General features: G+C 69.0%; 16 protein-coding genes. 12 read left to right on the top strand and 4 right to left on the bottom strand.

All coding sequences use genetic code 11. The features are described 5' to 3' along the window. Window positions 1-52 precede the first annotated feature (52 nt). Complete coding sequence (locus tag E0H75_RS28050) at window positions 53-721, top strand: Type 1 glutamine amidotransferase-like domain-containing protein (RefSeq protein ID WP_131516675.1); 669 nt, start codon at window positions 53-55, stop codon at window positions 719-721. Window positions 722-797: 76 nt separating this feature from the next. On the opposite strand, the gene E0H75_RS28045 is transcribed toward E0H75_RS28050, so the two are convergent. Next, window positions 798-1778, bottom strand: coding sequence for an NmrA/HSCARG family protein (locus tag E0H75_RS28045; RefSeq protein WP_131516674.1), 981 nt, complete (start codon window positions 1776-1778; stop codon window positions 798-800). Window positions 1779-1871: 93 nt separating this feature from the next. Between E0H75_RS28045 and E0H75_RS28040 the strand changes: the two genes are divergently transcribed. After that, on the top strand, window positions 1872-2363 hold the full coding sequence (locus E0H75_RS28040; protein WP_238163323.1) for a MarR family winged helix-turn-helix transcriptional regulator: 492 nt from the start codon (window positions 1872-1874) through the stop codon (window positions 2361-2363). Window positions 2364-2377: 14 nt separating this feature from the next. Here E0H75_RS28040 and E0H75_RS28035 read toward each other — a convergent pair whose 3' ends face one another. Continuing rightward, entirely contained in the window at window positions 2378-2833 is a 456-nt protein-coding gene (locus E0H75_RS28035; RefSeq protein WP_131516672.1) for a hypothetical protein, read from the bottom strand. Window positions 2834-2839: 6 nt separating this feature from the next. Between E0H75_RS28035 and E0H75_RS28030 the strand changes: the two genes are divergently transcribed. The 5 genes from E0H75_RS28030 (at window position 2840) to E0H75_RS28010 (ending at window position 10753) form a co-directional block, all read left to right on the top strand. Next, the gene (locus tag E0H75_RS28030; RefSeq protein WP_131516671.1) at window positions 2840-3748 is read left to right on the top strand and encodes an FAD:protein FMN transferase; all 909 of its coding nucleotides are present in this window, start codon (window positions 2840-2842) and stop codon (window positions 3746-3748) included. After that, window positions 3748-4320, top strand: coding sequence for a hypothetical protein (locus E0H75_RS28025; RefSeq protein WP_131516670.1), 573 nt, complete (start codon window positions 3748-3750; stop codon window positions 4318-4320). Before E0H75_RS28030 ends, E0H75_RS28025 begins: the two co-directional genes overlap by 1 nt. After that, window positions 4317-5534: an NADH-ubiquinone oxidoreductase-F iron-sulfur binding region domain-containing protein gene (locus E0H75_RS28020; RefSeq protein ID WP_131516669.1), complete on the top strand. Its 1218-nt coding sequence runs from the start codon at window positions 4317-4319 to the stop codon at window positions 5532-5534. The genes E0H75_RS28025 and E0H75_RS28020 overlap by 4 nt, the downstream gene beginning before the upstream one ends. Further along, entirely contained in the window at window positions 5531-5728 is a 198-nt protein-coding gene (locus E0H75_RS28015; RefSeq protein WP_131516668.1) for a ferredoxin, read from the top strand. The genes E0H75_RS28020 and E0H75_RS28015 overlap by 4 nt, the downstream gene beginning before the upstream one ends. A gap of 162 nt (window positions 5729-5890) precedes the next feature. Next, a complete protein-coding gene (locus E0H75_RS28010; protein WP_131516667.1) occupies window positions 5891-10753 on the top strand; it encodes an NAD-glutamate dehydrogenase in 4863 nt (1620 codons plus the stop codon). 47 nt (window positions 10754-10800) lie between these two features. On the opposite strand, the gene E0H75_RS28005 is transcribed toward E0H75_RS28010, so the two are convergent. Further along, the gene (locus E0H75_RS28005) at window positions 10801-11535 is read right to left on the bottom strand and encodes a class I SAM-dependent methyltransferase (RefSeq protein WP_131516666.1); all 735 of its coding nucleotides are present in this window, start codon (window positions 11533-11535) and stop codon (window positions 10801-10803) included. 79 nt (window positions 11536-11614) lie between these two features. Here E0H75_RS28005 and E0H75_RS28000 point away from each other — a divergent pair, with 79 nt between their 5' ends. Then, on the top strand, window positions 11615-12328 hold the full coding sequence (locus E0H75_RS28000) for an IMP cyclohydrolase (protein WP_165554087.1): 714 nt from the start codon (window positions 11615-11617) through the stop codon (window positions 12326-12328). On the opposite strand, the gene E0H75_RS27995 is transcribed toward E0H75_RS28000, so the two are convergent. Further along, window positions 12280-13017, bottom strand: a complete 738-nt coding sequence (locus E0H75_RS27995; RefSeq protein WP_131516664.1) for a GntR family transcriptional regulator — start codon at window positions 13015-13017, stop codon at window positions 12280-12282. The genes E0H75_RS28000 and E0H75_RS27995 overlap by 49 nt on opposite strands. 112 nt (window positions 13018-13129) lie before the next feature. Between E0H75_RS27995 and E0H75_RS27990 the strand changes: the two genes are divergently transcribed. The 4 genes from E0H75_RS27990 (at window position 13130) to E0H75_RS27975 (ending at window position 18044) form a co-directional block, all read left to right on the top strand. After that, window positions 13130-14188, top strand: a complete 1059-nt coding sequence (locus E0H75_RS27990; RefSeq protein ID WP_238163322.1) for a Gfo/Idh/MocA family protein — start codon at window positions 13130-13132, stop codon at window positions 14186-14188. Between the two features lie 16 nt (window positions 14189-14204). Continuing rightward, on the top strand, window positions 14205-15086 hold the full coding sequence (locus E0H75_RS27985; RefSeq protein WP_131516663.1) for a sugar phosphate isomerase/epimerase family protein: 882 nt from the start codon (window positions 14205-14207) through the stop codon (window positions 15084-15086). Between the two features lie 37 nt (window positions 15087-15123). Beyond that, window positions 15124-16065 carry a 5-dehydro-2-deoxygluconokinase gene (gene iolC, locus E0H75_RS27980; protein ID WP_131516662.1) on the top strand — a complete coding sequence of 314 codons (942 nt, stop codon included), beginning with the start codon at window positions 15124-15126 and terminating at the stop codon, window positions 16063-16065. Between the two features lie 1103 nt (window positions 16066-17168). Beyond that, window positions 17169-18044: a Cgl0159 family (beta/alpha)8-fold protein gene (locus tag E0H75_RS27975; RefSeq protein ID WP_131516661.1), complete on the top strand. Its 876-nt coding sequence runs from the start codon at window positions 17169-17171 to the stop codon at window positions 18042-18044. Window positions 18045-18132: the final 88 nt, after the last annotated feature.

Here is an 18132-nt window from a genome sequence, read left to right as displayed (position 1 = left end):
GTCCGCGGTGTATGGGTCGCACGAATCCGTCGTACTCACCTCGGGAGGCGTTGTGAAGCTCCTTCTCACCTCCGGAGGCGTGACGAACGAGAGCATCCGCGATGCGCTGGTCGATCTGCTGGGCAAGCCGATCTCCGAGTCCACTGCGCTGTGCATCCCCACAGCGCAGTGGGGCCACCCGATGCTCGGGCCCGCCTCGGTGCGCATGTCCGTCGCCGGCGAGCCTCCGTTTCACAGGATGACCAGCCTGGGCTGGGCGTCTCTGGGCGTCCTGGAGCTCACCGCGCTGCCCAGCATCGGAGAAGAACGGTGGGTGCCGTGGGTCCGGGAGGCCGACGTGCTGCTGGTGGACGGCGGCGACACGGCGTACCTGTGCCACTGGATCCGGGAGTCAGGGCTGTCGCGGGTCATGCCGTCGCTGTCAGAGACGGTCTGGGTAGGGATCAGTGCCGGCAGCATGGTGATGACACCGCGGATCGGTGCCGACTTCGTCAAATGGCCTGCTGCGCCGGACGACCGCACGCTCGGGGTCGTCGACTTCTCGATCTACCCGCACCTGGACCACGAGCAGATGCCGTCGAACACCATGGCCGACGCGGAGCGATGGGCCGCCGACATCGCAGGTCCGGCCTACGCCATCGACGACCAGACCGCCATCAAGGTGACCGACGGCACCGTCGAGATCATCTCCGAAGGACACTGGAAGGCCTTCTCCGCCTAGCCGCCAACTGCTCCCTCCCTGCTCCGTGTGTGCTCCGTGAAGTGCTGCGGAAACGTTGGGCCGTCTCGCGGACTCGTCAGTTCTGCGAGGCTTTGAGCTCGTCCTTGTGGGCCTCCAGCCAAGTGGCGAAGGACTGCAGGGCCGGGTTGAGGGCGCGGGCCTTGGCCAGGTCGCGCTCACCGGTGAAGCGGTCGGCGTCTTCGGCGTAGAACTGGAACATGTTGCTGAACTCGATGGCCAGCGGGAAGGGGAGTGCGCGGTAGGCCTCCCAGGTCGGAGGCTGGTAGACGACCTCCTCGCCGAGTACGTCGGACAGGCCGGCGGCGTACTCCTTGCCGGTCAGGTGGTCGCCGGCGATGCTCACGGTCTCGCCGATGAACTCGGTGCCGCGCTTGAGGATCGCGAAAGCGGTCCGGCCGATGTCCTCCGACGCGATCCCGGACAGCAGCCGGTCCGCCATCGGCATCGAGATCGTCAGCTTCCCGTCCTCGCCGCGGGCCGGCGGCATCCCGTTGATGAAGGCATCGAAGTAGAACGTGGTCCGCAGGAACGTCGTCGGTACGGTGTACTTCGTGAACAGATCGTCCGCCTCGCCCTTCGCGTCGAAGTGCGGCACCTTGTAGCGCCCGTCGTCCAGGCTCGGTACGTCGTCGCGATCGCTGAAGAACGGCCTGGTGTCCTCGAGCGTCGACCAGATCACGTGCGCGACGCCGGCGTCCTTCGCGGCGGTCGCGGCGGTCGCGGCCTGCTGGAGCTCCATCTCCGCGCGGGTCCGTGCCGCCTCCTCCTCGGGAGTGCGGTCGACCCAGTAGTTCGTCACCACGAACGCGCCGTACACGCCCTCGAAGGCTGCTCGCACGCTCGCCTCGTCGTCGAGGTCGGCCGCGACCACCTCGGCGCCGGCCGCCGCCAGTTCCTTCGCCTTCGCCGACTCCGGGTTGCGGGTCAGCGCCCGTACGCCGAACTCGCCGGACGAGTCGGCCAGGATCGCGCGGGCCAGTCCGCCGCCCTGCGCCCCGGTGGCTCCGACCACGGCGATCAGCTTCTGCTCAGTCATATCGAACTCCCCAGTGCTTAGGTTGATGTGTCAACACGACCGATGGTAGCTCGCTCGGTTGATGTGTCAACCCGGTCGGGTACCATGGTTCTCGTGGGCAAGGGACCGTGGCTCGACGACGACGAGCAGAAGGCGTGGCGCAGCTACCTGCTGATGCACAAGACGCTGGAGACACACATGGAGCGTCATCTCCAGCGTGAGTACGGCCTGTCCAAATCCGACTTCGAGATCCTGGTGAATCTGTCCGAGTCGAAGACCGGGCGGATGCGGGCCTTCGAGCTGGGCCGGGCGACCCAGTGGGAGAAGAGCCGGATGTCGCACCACCTGGCCCGGATGGAGAAGCGCGGCCTGATCCAGAAGGTGGCCTGTGACTCCCGGTACCCGGAGATCGCGATCACCGCGGAGGGGATGGCGGCGATCGAGGCCTGTGCGCCGGCCCACGCGGCCCGGATCCGCGAGTTCTTCGTCGACGTCTTCGGGCCCGACCGGCTGGCCGTGCTCGGTGAGGTGTCGGACGAGATCGTCGACACCATCCGCAAGCACGAGGGCAACGACTGCCCACCCGAGGTGACCGGGAACTGCTGAGCTGAGAGGGCCTCTCAGAGACCTTTCAGCAGAACTTGATGCTGGCTTGACGGTCTCTTGGAGTGCGTCTGACGGGCCTGCCGCGAGGCTGGCGGCATGGTCACCACAGAGGCGTTCGAAGAGTCCCACTCAGCCCGCCGGCGCTGGCTGCGCCGGGCGTCCGCGGCCGCGATCGCGACAGCGGTCCTCGGCATCGGCGGCACTGGGCTGTCCGTCGCGGTCGTGTCCGCACGGCAGGCCGACAGCGGCAGCTCCGGCACGACGGCGACCTCCACCAGCTCCGGCGACGACAGCTCAGGGTCGAGCAGCAGCTCAGGCTCGAGCGGCAGCTCCGGCTCGAGCGGCAGCTCAGGCTCGAGCGGCAGCTCAGGCTCGAGCGGCAGCTCCGGCTCTGGTTCCAGCTCGGATGACGGCAGCTCGAGTGGGCTCGGCTCCGCGTCGTCCGGCTCGACCTCGCAGGGCGGGAGCAACGGCTCATGAGCGCGTCCCGGACCTGGACCGCGTGGAGCTGCACAGTCCGCCTGACCGTCGACGACCCGGCCGTTCTCGGCGCGGCCTGTGGTGAGCTGAAGGCGCTGATGGATCGGGTCGACAAGGCGGCCAGCCGATTCCGCGCGGACTCCGAGCTCTCGATCGTCAATTCCCGCGCCGGCGCCCTCGTACCGGTATCGCGCCTGCTCGTCGACCTGGTCGACGTCAGTCTGGTCGCGGCCTCGGTGAGCGGTGGCGCGGTCGACCCGACGGTCGGCGCCGCGGTGATCGCGGCCGGCTACAGCGAAGACATCGAGGCGGTATGCCGGCGGTTCCCGGAACCACCGGCTGACCCGGAGCCGATCTCCGGCTGGCAGCACGTCCAGCTCAACCGGAAGCTCGCGCTGCTCGGCGTACCGAAGGACTGTGCTCTGGACCTCGGCGCGACCGCGAAGGCGTGGACCGCCGACCGGGCCGCTCTGGTGCTCAGCAAGCGCTACGGCTGTGCAGTCCTGGTCGAGATCGGTGGAGACCTTCGTGCGGCCGGCGATCCGGTCCAGCCTTGGGTCATCACAGTCGCCGAGCGCGCCGGTGACCCCGGCGTACTCGTCACTCTCGCTCACGGCGGCCTGACGACCTCTACCCGGACAGTACGACGCTGGCAGACGCCGACCGGCTACGCACACCACCTGATCGACCCCCGCACCGGCAAGCCCGCCGAAGGTCGGTGGCGTACCGCATCGGTCTGGGCGCCGACCGCAGTACGGGCCAACACCTTCAGTACGGCGCTGGTCGCGACAGGGGAGGCGGCACTCGGGCGACTGACCCTGGCTGGTCACCCCGCCCGGCTGATCGACGACGACGGTGAGGTCACTGAGCTGTCCGGTTGGCCGGCGTCGAGCGTGGCAGCCTGATGACGCTCTGGTACCTCGCCCGCGCGGCGGGCATCGTCGCCATGGTCATGTTCACGGTGTCGGCCTCGCTCGGCATCCTCACTTCGGGCAGCCGCGACCCGGGCCGCCGGTTCTGGTTGCAGTACGTGCACCGCTCGGCGGCAGCCACCGGTCTGGTCCTGCTGACGACGCATGTCATCGCGGTCATCTCCGACGCGTACGTCGACATCAGTCCGACCGTCCTGGTCTGGCCGGTCGGCTCCGGCTACCGCCCCTTCGCCATGGTCGTCGGTGTGCTTGCCCTGTATGGGCTGGTGCTCGCCGCCATCGTCGGAGCAGCCCGCGGCCGCCTCGCGACGTCGGAGACCCTCACCAGGCACTGGCGCTCGATCCACATCGCCGCATCCATCGGCTGGCTGCTGTCCGTCGGACACTCACTGCTGGCCGGCACCGACCGCGGCACCCCCTGGCTGCTCGCCATCACCCTCAGCTGCCTGGGCGCAGTCGCCGCTGCGGGTGCGTACCGCGCCCGCAGCCAGGCGGCACGTGCCCGTACGCCGCTCAACCTCGCACGAGCCGGGAGAATGCGATGACGACCTTGCAGGACACCCGGGTGCGGGTCATCGGTGAGCCACGGTTGCTGGCGGGCTTCGACCTGGGTCGCCTGGACCGGCAGCGCCATCACTGGACCCACGGGACCCAGCCGGACCTCACCCGCGAGACCTACACGCGGCTGGCCGAGTCCGTCGGCCTGCGAGGACGCGGCGGTGCGGCGTTCCCGGTCGCACTGAAGCTGGCCGACCTCCCCGCGCGCGGCATCGCGGCTGTCGTCGTCAACGGGGCGGAGAGCGAGCCGGTCAGCCGCAAGGACCGTCTACTCCTGACAGTCGCGCCGCACCTGGTCCTGGACGGTGCTGTCGGGCTGGCCCGCGCACTTGGTGCACCCCACGTGCTGATCGCCGTACATGATGCGGTGGCGGCCACCTCCGTTCGGGAAGCGATCGTGGAGCGGGACGACGGTGTGGCGATCGAGGTGAGCGACACCCCCGGCCGCTTTGTCGCAGGTGAGGCCCGTGCTGTGCTGAGCGCGTTGGAGGGCGGCCCCGCCGTACCGCCTGGGCGGAGGGTGTTGCCGACGCGGAAGGGGTACCACCGGCGGCCGACGTTCCTGTCGAACGTGGAGACGTTCGCGCAGCTCGCCGTACTCGCGCGACTCGGGTCGAAGGGGTTCAGCAGCACCGGACTGATCAGTGAGCCCGGGACACAGTTGCTGACGATCGCCGGCGCCGTGCGGCAGCCGGGTGTGATCGAGACGCCGACCGGTGTGCCGCTGGACACCGTGCTGCAGTTCGCCGGTGCGGAGCCCGGTCCGGTGCTGCTGGGTGGGTACCACGGCCGCTGGCCGGCGCGGACCGACGGTCTGACGCTGCAGCGACCGGATGCGTCGGCCGGGATCATCCTCGCGCTCGGCTCGGACACCTGTCCTCTGGGCGAAGTGCACCGGGTCGCGGGCTGGCTGGCGAGTCAATCGGCCGGGCAGTGCGGGCCGTGTGTGTTCGGCCTCGCGGCTCTGGTCGACGACTTCGGCAGATTGGTACGTGGCGAGCCGGCCGGCTGGCACGACGCCCAGCGTCACCTGGGCCTCGTCCCGGGGCGGGGCGCGTGCGCGCATCCGGACGGCTCCGCGCGGTTCCTCGCGTCGGCGCTGGAGGTGTTCGGCGAGGACGTGCGGCTCCACCTCGGTGGTGGTGGCGGCTGCGGCCGGCCCGTCCGCGGAGTCCTACCTGTGCCTGGAGGCGAGTGGTGAATAGACTGGAGATCGACTGGACGCGCTGCGACGGGCACGGCCTCTGCGCCACCTTGTTGCCGGACGACGTCGCCCTCGACGAGTGGGGCTTCCCGGTGCTGCGCGGACGGGAGATCAGTGCCGGTGCCGCGCCGGACGTACGCCGCGCGATCCTTGCCTGCCCGGCCCTGGCGTTGCGCTTTGCTGACAGGTGAAATACGCGATGCAACCGATCCGTGAAGTGTGATCTACAAGGCTTCGGACAGGCTCGTCCCGACATCACACCAGTGACAAAGGTGGACTAGTCTCTGAGTGATCGCACAATGTCGTGCGGTCCGGCGCGAGCGGCGCCGAGGCACGCGTGGAGACGGTGGGGAATGCAGAGCAAGCTGGACGTCCAGAAGGCGGAAGTTCTCGCCAAGGCGGTGGCTGCGGGAGCACATGGGCACGACAAATCGGTGGATCCGGCGAAGCTGAGGACGTTCCTCGAGCGCTACTACCGCTACGTCGCCGCCGAGGATGTGGCCGAACGCCAGCCGACCGACTGTCTGGGCGCTGCACGGCACCATTACAAGACCGCGGCATCGCGGCCGCAGGGTACGGCGAAGGTTCACGTCTTCACGCCGACCCTGGAGGAGCACGGCTGGGCCGCGGACGGCCGGACCGTGGTCGAGATCGTCGTCGACGACATGCCGTTCCTGGTGGACAGCGCGTCCATGGCCATCACCGACCACAACCTCGAGTTGCAGCTGCTGATCCACCCCCAGTTCGTGGTCCGGCGGGACGTCGCCGGCACCCTGCAGGAGGTCCTGGACGACACCGAGCCCTCGGACGCGCACGATCTGGTCCGGGAGAGCTGGATGCACCTGGAGATCGAGCGGATCGCCGACGTCGCCGAGCAGCGGGCCCTGGAGCGGGCGCTGCAGACGGTGCTGCACGACGTGCGCGAGGCGGTCGAGGACTGGCCGAAGATGCACGAGAAGGCGGTCTCGATCGCCGAGGAGCTGAACGCGGCCGATCTGCCGGTGGGCGAGAACGAGGTGGAGGAGGCGCGCGAGCTGCTGGAGTGGCTGGCCGACGAGCACTTCACCTTCCTCGGCTACCGCGAGTACGACTTCACCATGGAGGGCGAGCAGGGCATCCTGCGCGGCCGTCCCGGGACCGGGCTGGGCATCCTCCGGCCGGACCCGAAGCCCAACTCCGGCAAGCTGCCGCCCGAGGTGAGCGCGAAGGCCCGTGAGCGCAAGCTTCTGATCCTCACCAAGGCGAACTCGCGGTCCACCGTGCACCGCTCGGCGTACCTGGACTATGTGGGCATCAAGCAGTTCGACGCGAACGGCGATCCGGTGCTGGAGCGCCGGTTCATCGGTCTGCTGTCGTCGACGGCGTACACCGAGAGCGTCATGCAGGTGCCGGTGCTGCGGCGCAAGGCGCTGGAGCTGTTCCGGCTGACCGGCTTCGACCCGAACAGCCACAGTGGCAAGGGCCTGCTCGACGTACTCGAGACGTACCCGCGCGACGAGTTGCTGCAGGCGCCGGTGGAGGACCTGCTGCCGATCGTGCAGTCGGTGCTGCACCTGCAGGAGCGGCGTGCGGTCAAGCTGTTCGTACGGCGCGACGTCTACAACCGCTACCTGTCCTGCCTGGTGTACCTGCCGCGTGACCGCTACACCACTGCGGTCCGGTTGCGGATGCAGCAGATCCTCAAGGACGCCATCGGCGCGGAGTCCGTCACCTACGCGGCGTACGTGACCGAGTCGGTGCTGGCTCGCGTCCACTTCGTCGTCCGGATGAAGCAGGGCGAGACCGTGGGGGAGTTCGACGCCGAGCTGCTCGAGCAGAAGGTGGTCGAGGCGACCCGCGCCTGGGAGGACGACTTCACCGCGGCGCTGCACGCGCAGGGTGGCGACGGTGCCGTGGCACAGCTGGCCCGCCGGTACGCCGGTGCGTTCCCGGAGGCGTACAAGGAGGACTTCGACGCCCGGGTCGCCGTCAAGGACGTGACCGTGCTCGAGGCGCTGCCGCCCGAGAACGGCCTGGCCATGTCGCTCTACAGTCCGCTGGACGAGGAATGGGAGGGCGAACGTCGCTTCAAGGTCTACCGGACCGGATCGGCGCTGTCGCTGTCGCAGGTGCTGCCGCACCTGACCCACATGGGCGTCGAGGTCATCGACGAACGCCCGTACGAGATCCGCCGCGGCGACGCGACGGTGTACATCTACGACTTCGGGCTGAAGGCGCCGGAGAACACCGACGAGCGCGAGGAACTGCGCAAGCTCTTCTCCGACACCTTCCAGGCGGTCTGGCAGGGCCGGGCCGAGTCGGACAAGCTGAACGCGCTGGTCCTGCGCGGAAACCTGAGCTGGCGTCAGGTGTCGATCCTGCGCGCGTACCAGCGGTACATCCGGCAGGGCGGTACGCCGTTCAGCCAGGACTACATCGAGAACACGTTCCTGAACCACGTCGACGTGGCCGGCCTGCTCGTCCAGCTGTTCGAGGTCAGCTTCGACCCGGCCCGCGGCGCCGCCGACGACCCGGACCGGATCGCTCAGACTGCCCAGCTGGAGAAGGAGATCCTGGCCGCGCTGGACACGGTGCAGAGCCTGGACGAGGACCGGATCCTGCGGTCCTACCTGACCGTGATCAAGGCGACGCTGCGGACGAACTACTTCCAGCCCCGGATCGCCGACGGCCAGCCGCGTGACTACATCTCGCTGAAGCTGGAGCCGAAGGCGATCCCGGATCTGCCGCAGCCGCGGCCGGCGTACGAGATCTTCGTGTACTCACCGCAGGTCGAAGGTGTGCACCTGCGCTTCGGCGCGGTCGCCCGCGGTGGGCTGCGCTGGTCCGACCGGCGCGAGGACTTCCGGACCGAGGTGCTCGGCCTGGTCAAGGCGCAGATGGTGAAGAACTCGGTGATCGTGCCGGTCGGCGCGAAGGGCGGGTTCTACGCCAAGAAGCTGCCCGATCCGAGCGTTGACCGCGACGCCTGGCTGGCCGAGGGCATCGCGTCGTACAAGACCTTCATCTCCGGGCTGCTCGACATCACCGACAACATCGTTGCCGGTGGCATCGTCGCGCCGCGGGAGGTCGTTCGGTACGACGGTGACGACGCCTACCTGGTCGTGGCCGCGGACAAGGGCACCGCGACGTTCTCGGACATCGCGAACGGGGTCGCGAAGCAGTACGGCTTCTGGCTGGGCGACGCGTTCGCGTCCGGTGGCTCGGTCGGGTACGACCACAAGGCGATGGGCATCACCGCGCGCGGGGCCTGGGAGTCGGTCAAGCGGCACTTCCGCGAGATGGGCCACGACTGCCAGAACGAGGACTTCAGCGTCGTCGGGGTCGGCGACATGTCCGGTGACGTGTTCGGCAACGGGATGCTGGCCTCGGAGCACATCCGGCTGGTCGCGGCGTTCGACCACCGGCACATCTTCCTCGACCCAGCACCGGACGCGGCCAAGTCGTACCTGGAGCGGCGGCGGCTGTTCGATCTGCCGCGGTCGTCCTGGGCCGACTACGACTCGGGCCTGATCTCCGAAGGCGGTGGCATCTACCCGCGGACCGACAAGGCGATCCCGATCTCGGCCGAGGTTCGCGAGGTGCTCGGCATCGAGGGCAGCCCGGCGACGCTGACGCCGGCCGAGCTGATGAACGCGATCCTGAAGGCACCGGTCGACCTGTTCTGGAACGGCGGCATCGGCACCTACGTGAAGGCGTCGAGCGAGTCGCACGGCGACGTCGGCGACAAGGCGAACGACGCGATCCGGATCAACGGCGCCGACCTGCGCGCCCGCGCGGTCGGCGAGGGCGGCAACCTCGGCTTCACCCAGCTGGGCCGGATCGAGTACGCCGCGGGTGGCGGCCGGATCAACACCGACTTCATCGACAACGTGGCCGGCGTCGACACCTCCGACCACGAGGTGAACATCAAGATCCTGCTCGACAAGGTGGTTGCCGACGGTGACCTGACCGAGAAGCAGCGCAACGACATCATCGCGTCGATGACCGACGAGGTCGGCGGGCTGGTACTGAAGAGCAACTACCGGCAGAACATCGCGCTGGCCAACGCGACCGCGCAGGCGCCGGCCCTGATGCACGTCCACCAGGACTGGGTACGGCGGCTGGAGAAGCAAGGACTGCTGAACCGCGAGCTGGAGTTCCTGCCGAGCGTCGCCGAGTTCAAGCGGCGCAAGGCCGACGGACGTGGACTGACCTCGCCGGAGCTGTCGGTGCTGATCGCCTACACCAAGATCGTGCTCGAGGCCGAGCTGCTGAAGACCTCGCTGCCGGACGACCACTACCTGGCGCACAAGCTGTCCAGCTACTTCCCGAAGGCGATCCAGGAGCGGTTCGCCGAGCAGATCCAGTCCCACCAGCTGCGTCGCGAGATCATCACCACCCAGGTGGTGAACGAGTTCGTCAACACCTCCGGCATCACGGCGTACCACCGGCTCTCGCTGGAGACCGGCGGCACGGTCGAGGACGTCGTCCGCGCGAACCTGGCTGCCTCCCGGATCTTTGCGCAACCCGAGCTGCTGTCCGAGAACGCTGCCCTCGACAACATCGTCGACGCTGGGACGCAGACGCACATGCGGCTGGAGACCCGGACGCTGGTCGAGCGCGCCACGCGGTGGCTGGTCAGCAACCAGCGGCCACCGGTCGACATCGAGGAACTGATCGAGTTCTTCGCGCCCGGGATCGCGAGCCTGACCGCCGCGCTGCCGGACATTCTGCGCGGTCGCGAACTGGCGCTGTTCGAGCAACGGCGGGAAGCCCTTGTGCAGAAGGGGGTTTCGCCCGAGTTCGCCACCCGGATCGCGGTGCTTCCCCCGGCGTACGCCGGACTGGGCGTGGTCGAGACCGCGTCCCGTGACAACCTCGACATCCTCGAGGTCGCCAAGGTCCACCTCGCCCTCGGTGAGCGCCTGCAACTGGGCCGCTTCCTGGAACGCATCATCGGCCTGCCGCGCACCGACCGGTGGCAGACGATGGCCCGGGCCGCGCTGCGGGACGACCTGCACGCGGTCCACGCCCGCCTGACCCGCCAGGTCCTCGCCACCACGGACGCGACCGACGAGCCCGAGGACCGCGTCATCACCTGGCAGGACCAGAACGAAGCAGCCCTGTCCCGAGCCGCCACCATGCTCGAGGAGATCGTCGAAACCGAAGGCCCCGAACTGGCGCACTTGTCAGTCGGCCTCCGCCTGGTCCGGACGCTCCTCGCCAACCAGGCCTGAGTTCCGCCGGCTAGCCGGATGGATCCCATCCGGCTAGCTGCGCTGGGCTATTGCTTGGTGGCGTGGAAGATGAGGAGGCGGGAGTCTCTGGTCGCGGGCTCGTTGTGCCAGCCGCCTTGGATGGTGACGGCGCCGAAGCCGGCGGCTTCGAGGGCAGCGGTGATTTCCTCGGCGGTGCGGAAGTAGACAGTGGTGGTGTAGACGGCATCGTGGCCGTCGTCGAACAGGTTGTGCGCGTCGAACACCACCCGACCGCCGTCCACCTCGGTCACCTCGACCCATTCGCGCAGATGCCCGGCCGGTGTGTCGCGTTCGCCGTACGTCGCTTGCCTCGTCCAGCTCTCCCAGGCACGCACGGCCGGGTTGCGGCTCTCGAAGGTGATGACGCCGCCGGACCGCAGGGCACCCGCGCACGACTTGAGCGCGGACGGGAGATCGTCATCGGAGACGTGCATCATCGTGTTGCCGCTGCTCACGACCAGCTCGACGTCTCCGGTGGCCGCGATCGCGGAGGCGTCGCCGTCGATCCAGGTCACTGCGTCGGCTCCCGGTTGCCGGCGCGCGAAGTTCAGCATCGTCGGGCTCGGGTCGATTCCGATGACGACGCGTCCGGGTTTCACCAGAGACCTGGTCAGCAGGCCTGTCCCGCAGCCGAGGTCGATGACCTTGGTGGCCCCGAGCGTGTCGGCCACCTCGCGGAAGTAGTCGTGGTCGTCCCCGGCCGGGTTGTCGACGTCGTACAGCTCGACGAGTTCCTCGTCCCCATACGGATCCAAAGTCACCGGTTCACGGTAGGTGTACCCGAACGTGCCACGCAACGAGGTTTCCGCAGCCCGACTGTTGCGATGCGAGGATGACGTCGTGCGTGGACTTGTGGATGTCGTAGGTTCGGTGGAGTACCCGGGCCGTGGGCTGGTGCTGGGGCGGGATCGAGAGGGGGTGGCGTTCGCGGCGTACTGGCTGACCGGGCGTACGGCGGCGTCGCAGGGCCGGAAGCTCGTGCTGTCGGACGACTCAGTCGTGGTGCAGGACGTGTCGGGTGCGTCGACCGACGACCTGCGGCACTACACCGCGGCGGTGCGCGGGGACGGTTGGGTTGTCGTGGGCAACGGAACGCAGGTGAGTGAGCTGGCGGTGGCTCGGACGGCCGGGCGTGATCTGCAGCTGGCCCTGCGGGACCACGCGTATGAGCCGGACCCGCCGATCCGTACGCCGCGGATCTTCGCGACCGCGTCGACGGACGGGACCGACCTGATCGTCGGCTCGGCCCGGTCGGTCCCCGGCGCTTCTCAAGAGTTGGTGGAGCACCCGTCGCTGTTCGTCCCGGAGTTGCCGCCGGCAACGGCCGTCCACGTCAGCACGTACGCCGGGACTGCCGCCGATGTGATCACCTCCGGCTACCCCGAGGTCGTCGGCATCGGAAGCGGCTGGCAAGACCTCGCGGACGGTGTCTGGAATGCGCTCGACCCGTCGTTGCGGGTTGCCCTGTTCGTGGTTCCGCTCGCTGCGCCCTTCAGCGGTGCCGATCACCGGTCGGAGACGAGGACCTCGACGGAGTACTGGTCGGCTCGGTAGCAGTGGTCGCCGAACTCGACCGGCGACCCGTCGGCGTCGTACGCGGACCGGGTCATGGTGACCAGCGGCTCGGCCTTGGACATGTGCAGGGTACGGCGTTCCTCGGCGGTCGCGTTGCGGGCGCCGATCCGCTGGCGCGCGACGGTCGGGCGGACCCCACGAGCCCGGAGTACGGCGTACAGGCCGTCGGTCTCGAGCTCCTTCACGGTCAGGTCGTTCATTGCTGGTGGCAACCAGTTCCGCAGGATCGCGAGCGGCAGATCACCGGCGTACCGCAGCCGCACGATCGACACCAACGGACTGCCCGGCGGCAGTCCGAGCACCTCGGCAGCCCGGTCGTCGTACGCCTCGCAGCTGAGTGCGAGCACATCGGTCCGCGGTGTCCGGCCCTCCCGGACGAGGTCGTCGTACAGGCTGGTCAGCTCAGCCTTGCGGTGCACCATCTGGTTCGCGACCGTGGTGCCGATGCCGCGGCGGCGGACCAGCAGGCCTTTGTTCACCAGCTCGGAGATGGCCCGGCGGACGGTCGGCCGGGACAGGCCGAGGCGGTCCGACATCGCGATCTCGTTCTCGAACGGGTCGCCGGGGCGCAGCGTGCCGCCGCTGATGGCCGCGGTCAGCTGCTCGGCGAGCTGGTGGTAGAGCGGCACCGGGCTCGTCCGATCGATGCTGATCGGCAGGGCGGCCATGGCCGGATGGTACCCGAGCAAGGTATGTATGTCTGCACGTCCGAATGTGCTAACAAACTATTGACACGTCTTCGCCTGCCCGGAAAGCTGGCCGGGCGGGCGGCGCCGGACCATGCTGGAGCCGTCGACTGACTGCGCCTGGCCACTGGCCGGGTACGACGAGAGAGGGCGGCAGGGGATGCGGATCGGGTTGGTCGGGGTGGGGCGGATCGGGGCGTTCCACGCCGCGACGCTCAAGGGGTTGCCGGCGGTGGATCAGGTGGTCGTCGCGGACGCCGACCCGAGTCGTGCCGAAGTGGTCGCGAAGGACCTCGGCGTGGAGTTCGCCCCGGACGTGCCGGCCCTGCTGGCGAGCGGGCTGGACGGCTTCGTCATCGCCGCCGCCACGTCGGCGCACGCTGAGTTGATCGCGGCCGGGATCGCGGTGGGCATCCCGACGTTCTGCGAGAAGCCGGTCGCGCTCGACCTGGCCGAGACGCAGCGCGTGGTCGAGCTGGTCGAGGCGTCCGACGTACCGGTGCATATCGGCTTCCAGCGCCGCTTCGACGCCGGCTACCAGGCTGCGCGGGCCAAGGTCGAGTCCGGTGAGCTCGGTTTCATCCACCACATCCGCGCCAACACGAACGATGCGTTCCCGCCGCACCGCGAGTACATCCCGCAGAGCGGCGGCTTCTTCCGCGACTGCACGGTGCACGACTTCGACATCATCCGGTACGTCACCGGCCGCGAGGTCGTCAGCGTCTACGCGACCGGCGCCAACCGCGGCGAGGCCTTCTTCGGCGAGTACGGCGATGTGGACGCGGCGGCCGCGCTGCTCACGCTGGACGACAGCACCTTCGTTGCGGTCAGCGGCACGCGCTACAACGGCGCGGGGCACGACGTACGGATGGAGCTCCTGGGCAGTCTGGGTTCGGTCGCGGTCGGGCTGGACGAGCACACCGCGCTGCGCTCGGCGGAGCCCGGCGTCACGTTCCCGGACGGCAAGCCGCATCTGACCTTCATGGATCGCTTCCAGCCGGCGTACGTGGCCGAGTTGACCGCCTTCACCGAGGTTGCCGCGGGCACGCGCGAGGTGCCTTGCACTGTCCGCGACGCGCTCGCCGCCTTCCGCATCGCCGACGCGTGCGAGCAGTCCCGGCACGAAAACCGCGTCGTCACCCTGAAACCCTGAAGAGGAGACTTTCTCGATGACTGATCTCGCTGCCCGAATCGCCGGCGCCCCCATCTCGTGGGGCGTCTGCGAGGTCCCCGGCTGGGGCTGGCAGTACGACGCGGAGACGGTACTGGCCGAGATGCGTGCCGTCGGCCTCGCCGCGACCGAGTTCGGCCCGATCGGATTCCTGCCGGACGAACCGGCCGACAAGGCGAAGACGCTGGCCGATGTGGGCCTGCGGGCCGTCGGCGGATTCGTCCCGGTCGTGCTGCACGACCCGTCGTACGACCCTGCTCTCGAGGTCACCGCCGCTCTCGACGGATTCGTGGCCGCCGGTGCGACCACGCTGGTCCTCGCCGCCGCGACCGGCCAGGAGGGGTACGACGACCGCCCGGTGCTGGACGATGACGGTTGGGGCACGCTGCTCGCCAACCTGGACAAGCTGTCCGCGCTGGCCGCCGACCGCGGGGTGCTGGCCACGATCCACCCGCATGTCGGCACCATGGTCGAGAACACCGACGACGTCGACCGGGTCCTGCGTGGCTCGTCCATCGGCCTCACCCTGGACACCGGCCACCTGTTGATCGGTGGCGTCGACCCGGTCGCTTTGACCCTCGACCACACCGCCCGGATCAAGCACACCCACCTCAAGGACGTCGACGCCGGCTGGGCCGCGAAGGTCCAGGCCGGCGAGGTCACCTACACCGACGCCGTCCGGCAGGGCATGTACCGCCCGCTCGGCGCCGGCGACATCGACCTCACCGCGATCGTCAGCACGCTGGAGAAGGCCGGGTACGACGGCTGGTATGTGCTGGAGCAGGACACGATCCTCCTGGATCGGCCTGCCGACGTGGGCCCGGTGGTCGACGTACGGGCGAGCATCGCGCATCTGCGCGGGATCGCGGAGGCCGTGTGATGACGTTGTTGACAGTCGACGAACGGGTGGCGGTGTGATGGCGGACGACGTACTGACGATCGGGCGGATCGGGGTGGACCTCTACCCGCTGCAGATCGGTACGCACCTGGAGGACGTCACGACGTTCGGGAAGTTCCTGGGTGGCAGTGCGACGAACGTGGCGGTGGCCGCGGCGAAGCACGGGCGGAAGTCGGCGGTGATCAGCCGGACCGGGAACGATCCGTTCGGCACGTTCATCCATCGGACGCTGCTCGAACTCGGCGTCGACGACCGGTTCGTGACGCCGGTCGACGGGTTGCCGACGCCGATCACGTTCTGCGAGATCTTCCCGCCGGACAGTTTCCCCTTGTATTTCTACCGGTTCCCGAAGGCGCCGGATCTCGTCATCAACCCGTCCGAGCTCGATCTCGACGCGATCCGGGACGCGCGGATCTACTGGTCCACGGTGACCGGGCTGTCGGCCGAGCCCTCGCGGTCGGCGCACTTCGCTGCCTGGGAAGCTCGTGGGCGCCGGCCGATCACGGTGCTGGATCTCGACTACCGGCCGATGTTCTGGGCCGATCCGAGCGAGGCGCACGAGCAGGTCAGCCGGGCGCTGGAGTACTGCACGGTTGCTGTTGGCAACCGTGAGGAGTGTGAGGTCGCGGTCGGCGAGACGGATCCGGACAAGGCTGCGCAGGCGTTGCTGGACCGTGGTCTCGAACTCGCCGTCGTCAAACAAGGCCCCAAGGGAACGCTGGCCCGCACCCGGGACGAACGAGTCGAGGTACCGCCGTACCCGGTCGAGGTCGTCAACGGCCTTGGCGCCGGCGACGGCTTCGGCGGCGCGCTGTGCCACGGCCTGTTGTCCGGCTGGCCTCTGGAGAAGATCATCCGTTTCGCCAACACAGCCGGCGCCATCGTCGCGTCCCGCCTCGAATGTTCCACCGCCATGCCCACCACCAAGGAAGTCCTCTCCCACATGGGTGATGAAGCATGACCCCTCCAGACCAGACCCCCGACTCCCGCCGCCCCATCCCCATCCGCCGCCCCAACCCAGACAACGACCCCACAGTCCCAACCCCCACCCCCGAACCCCCACCCACGCGCCGCAACCCCAACCCAGACAACGACCCCACGGTCATCACCCACACCCCCGATGACCCGGCCGTCCCCCGCCGTCGCCGCCCCGACGACCCCACGGCCACCCACCCATCCGGCCCCAACGACCCAACAGTCGCCGTCCCCTCCACACCACTTGGCGCCAACGACCCAACCGTGGTCGCGCAGGTACCGGGGTACTCCGACGACCCGACCGTCGAGGCATGGCCTGACTCAGCACAATCCCATCCAGCCGCACCGCCTGCAGGCTCCCTCACACCACAGGGTCCAGCCACACCCCAAGGTCCGGCACGTCACCATGCACCTCGCCGAGACGTGGGACACGAGGCGCCCGCCTCCGCGTGGCGCCCGGCGACTCCGACCGGTCAACCGATCCCAACCGACCAGCCCGCCCCCGCCGCCGACGACCAGACGACAGCAATCGCCAACCTGGACTTCGCAACCGAGCAACCGCCCTCGCAGTCGGCAGCACAAGTGCCGTCGCAACCACCGGCACAACCAGCCGGGCCAACGTCGCCGCAACGACCAGCGCAGCCATCGTCGCAACCATCAGGCCAACCGCCGTCGCCAGGATCAGAGCAGGTGCCGTTGCAACCGCCGGGGCAGGAGCAGTGGCAGGGGTTGGAGCAACTGCCGTCGCAACCTGCGGGGCGGCAGCAGCGGTGGCAGGGGTCGGAGCAACTGCCGTCGCAACCAGTGGGGCAGCAGCGGCAGGGATCGGAGCAACTGCCGTCGCAACCAGTGGGGCAGCAGTTGCGGGGATCGGAGGAGGTGCCGTCGCAGCTAGCGGAGCAGCCATGGCAGGGATCGGAGCAAACGCCGGGGCAGGAGCCGTCTCAGGCACCGGCGCACGGGCCGTCGCAACCTGCTGGGCGGGAGCCGTGGCAGGGGTCGGAGCAGGTGCCGTCGCAGCTAGCGGGGCAGGTGCCGTCGCAGGTGCCGGCGTATGTGGTTGGGGTTGGGCAGGGGTATGGGGCTCGGTTGGCTGAGTTGACTGAGATTCGGGTCCGTCATCCTGAGCGGATTGCGGACGCGTGGCAGCGGCGTCGGACTCGCGAGCTCGTCGGCGAGGATGGTCGCCTGCTCATCGTCGCCGCCGACCACCCGGCCCGTGGTGCCCTCGGCGTACGTGACGATCGCCTCGCCATGGCCAGCCGCCCGGGTCTGATCGACCGGCTGATCACGGCACTCGAGAGGCCCGGCGTCGACGGCGTCCTCGCAACCCCCGACGTCCTCGAAGATCTCCTCCTGCTAGGCGCACTCGAGGGCAAGGTTGTCATCGGCTCGATGAACCGCGGCGGCCTCCAGGGTTCGGCCTTCGAGCTCGACGACCGCTTCACCGCGTACGCGACAGCAGCCGACATCGCCTCCCGTCGCCTCGACGGCGGCAAGATGCTGACCCGCATCGACCTCGGCGATCCTGGCACCGTAGCCACGCTCGAAGCCAGCGCAAAAGCTGTCACCGAACTCGCCGAACACAAGCTGATGGCGATGGTCGAGCCGTTCTGGTCCACCCGCCGCGACGGCCGAGTCACCAATGTGCTCGACGCCGACTCAGTGATCAAATCGGTCAACATCGCCGCCGGCCTGGGCGCCACCAGCGCGTACACCTGGCTCAAGCTCCCCGTCGTCGACGACCTGGACCGAGTCATGGACTCGACCACCCTCCCGACGCTGCTCCTCGGCGGCGATCCGACCGTCGCGCCCGAAGAGACGTACGCGTCCTGGGGCAAGGCCATGAGCCTCCCGTCGGTCCGCGGCCTCGTCGTCGGCCGCGCACTCCTGTTCCCACCCGACGGCAACGTCGCGTACGCCGTCGACCACGCCGCAGCCCTGGTACACGGAGGTGCAGCCTGATGTGTGAGTCAAGCGGCGGTGAGTCTTTGGCGGGCCTCGTAGGGGGTGCGGGTGCGGAGTATGGCGTGGAGGACGTTGACGCGTCTGC

This window comes from Kribbella capetownensis (assembly GCF_004331485.1).
Classification (GTDB): domain Bacteria; phylum Actinomycetota; class Actinomycetes; order Propionibacteriales; family Kribbellaceae; genus Kribbella; species Kribbella capetownensis.
The sequence above is the reverse complement of the archived record's forward strand: the minus strand, read 5'-3'. Positions and strand labels throughout refer to the sequence as shown.

Bases quoted from the DNA above. Each gene is read 5' to 3' on its own strand.
- E0H75_RS28010 (WP_131516667.1), top strand. From the start codon at position 5,891: ATGCAGAGCAAGCTGGACGTCCAGAAGGCGGAAGTTCTCGCCAAGGCG.
- E0H75_RS27985 (WP_131516663.1), top strand. From the start codon at position 14,205: ATGACTGATCTCGCTGCCCGAATCGCCGGCGCCCCCATCTCGTGGGGC.
- E0H75_RS27990 (WP_238163322.1), top strand. From the start codon at position 13,130: ATGCTGGAGCCGTCGACTGACTGCGCCTGGCCACTGGCCGGGTACGAC.
- E0H75_RS28045 (WP_131516674.1), bottom strand. From the start codon at position 1,778: ATGACTGAGCAGAAGCTGATCGCCGTGGTCGGAGCCACCGGGGCGCAG.
- E0H75_RS28025 (WP_131516670.1), top strand. From the start codon at position 3,748: ATGACGCTCTGGTACCTCGCCCGCGCGGCGGGCATCGTCGCCATGGTC.
- E0H75_RS28030 (WP_131516671.1), top strand. From the start codon at position 2,840: ATGAGCGCGTCCCGGACCTGGACCGCGTGGAGCTGCACAGTCCGCCTG.
- E0H75_RS28020 (WP_131516669.1), top strand. From the start codon at position 4,317: ATGACGACCTTGCAGGACACCCGGGTGCGGGTCATCGGTGAGCCACGG.
- E0H75_RS27995 (WP_131516664.1), bottom strand. From the start codon at position 13,017: ATGGCCGCCCTGCCGATCAGCATCGATCGGACGAGCCCGGTGCCGCTC.
- iolC (WP_131516662.1), top strand. From the start codon at position 15,124: ATGGCGGACGACGTACTGACGATCGGGCGGATCGGGGTGGACCTCTAC.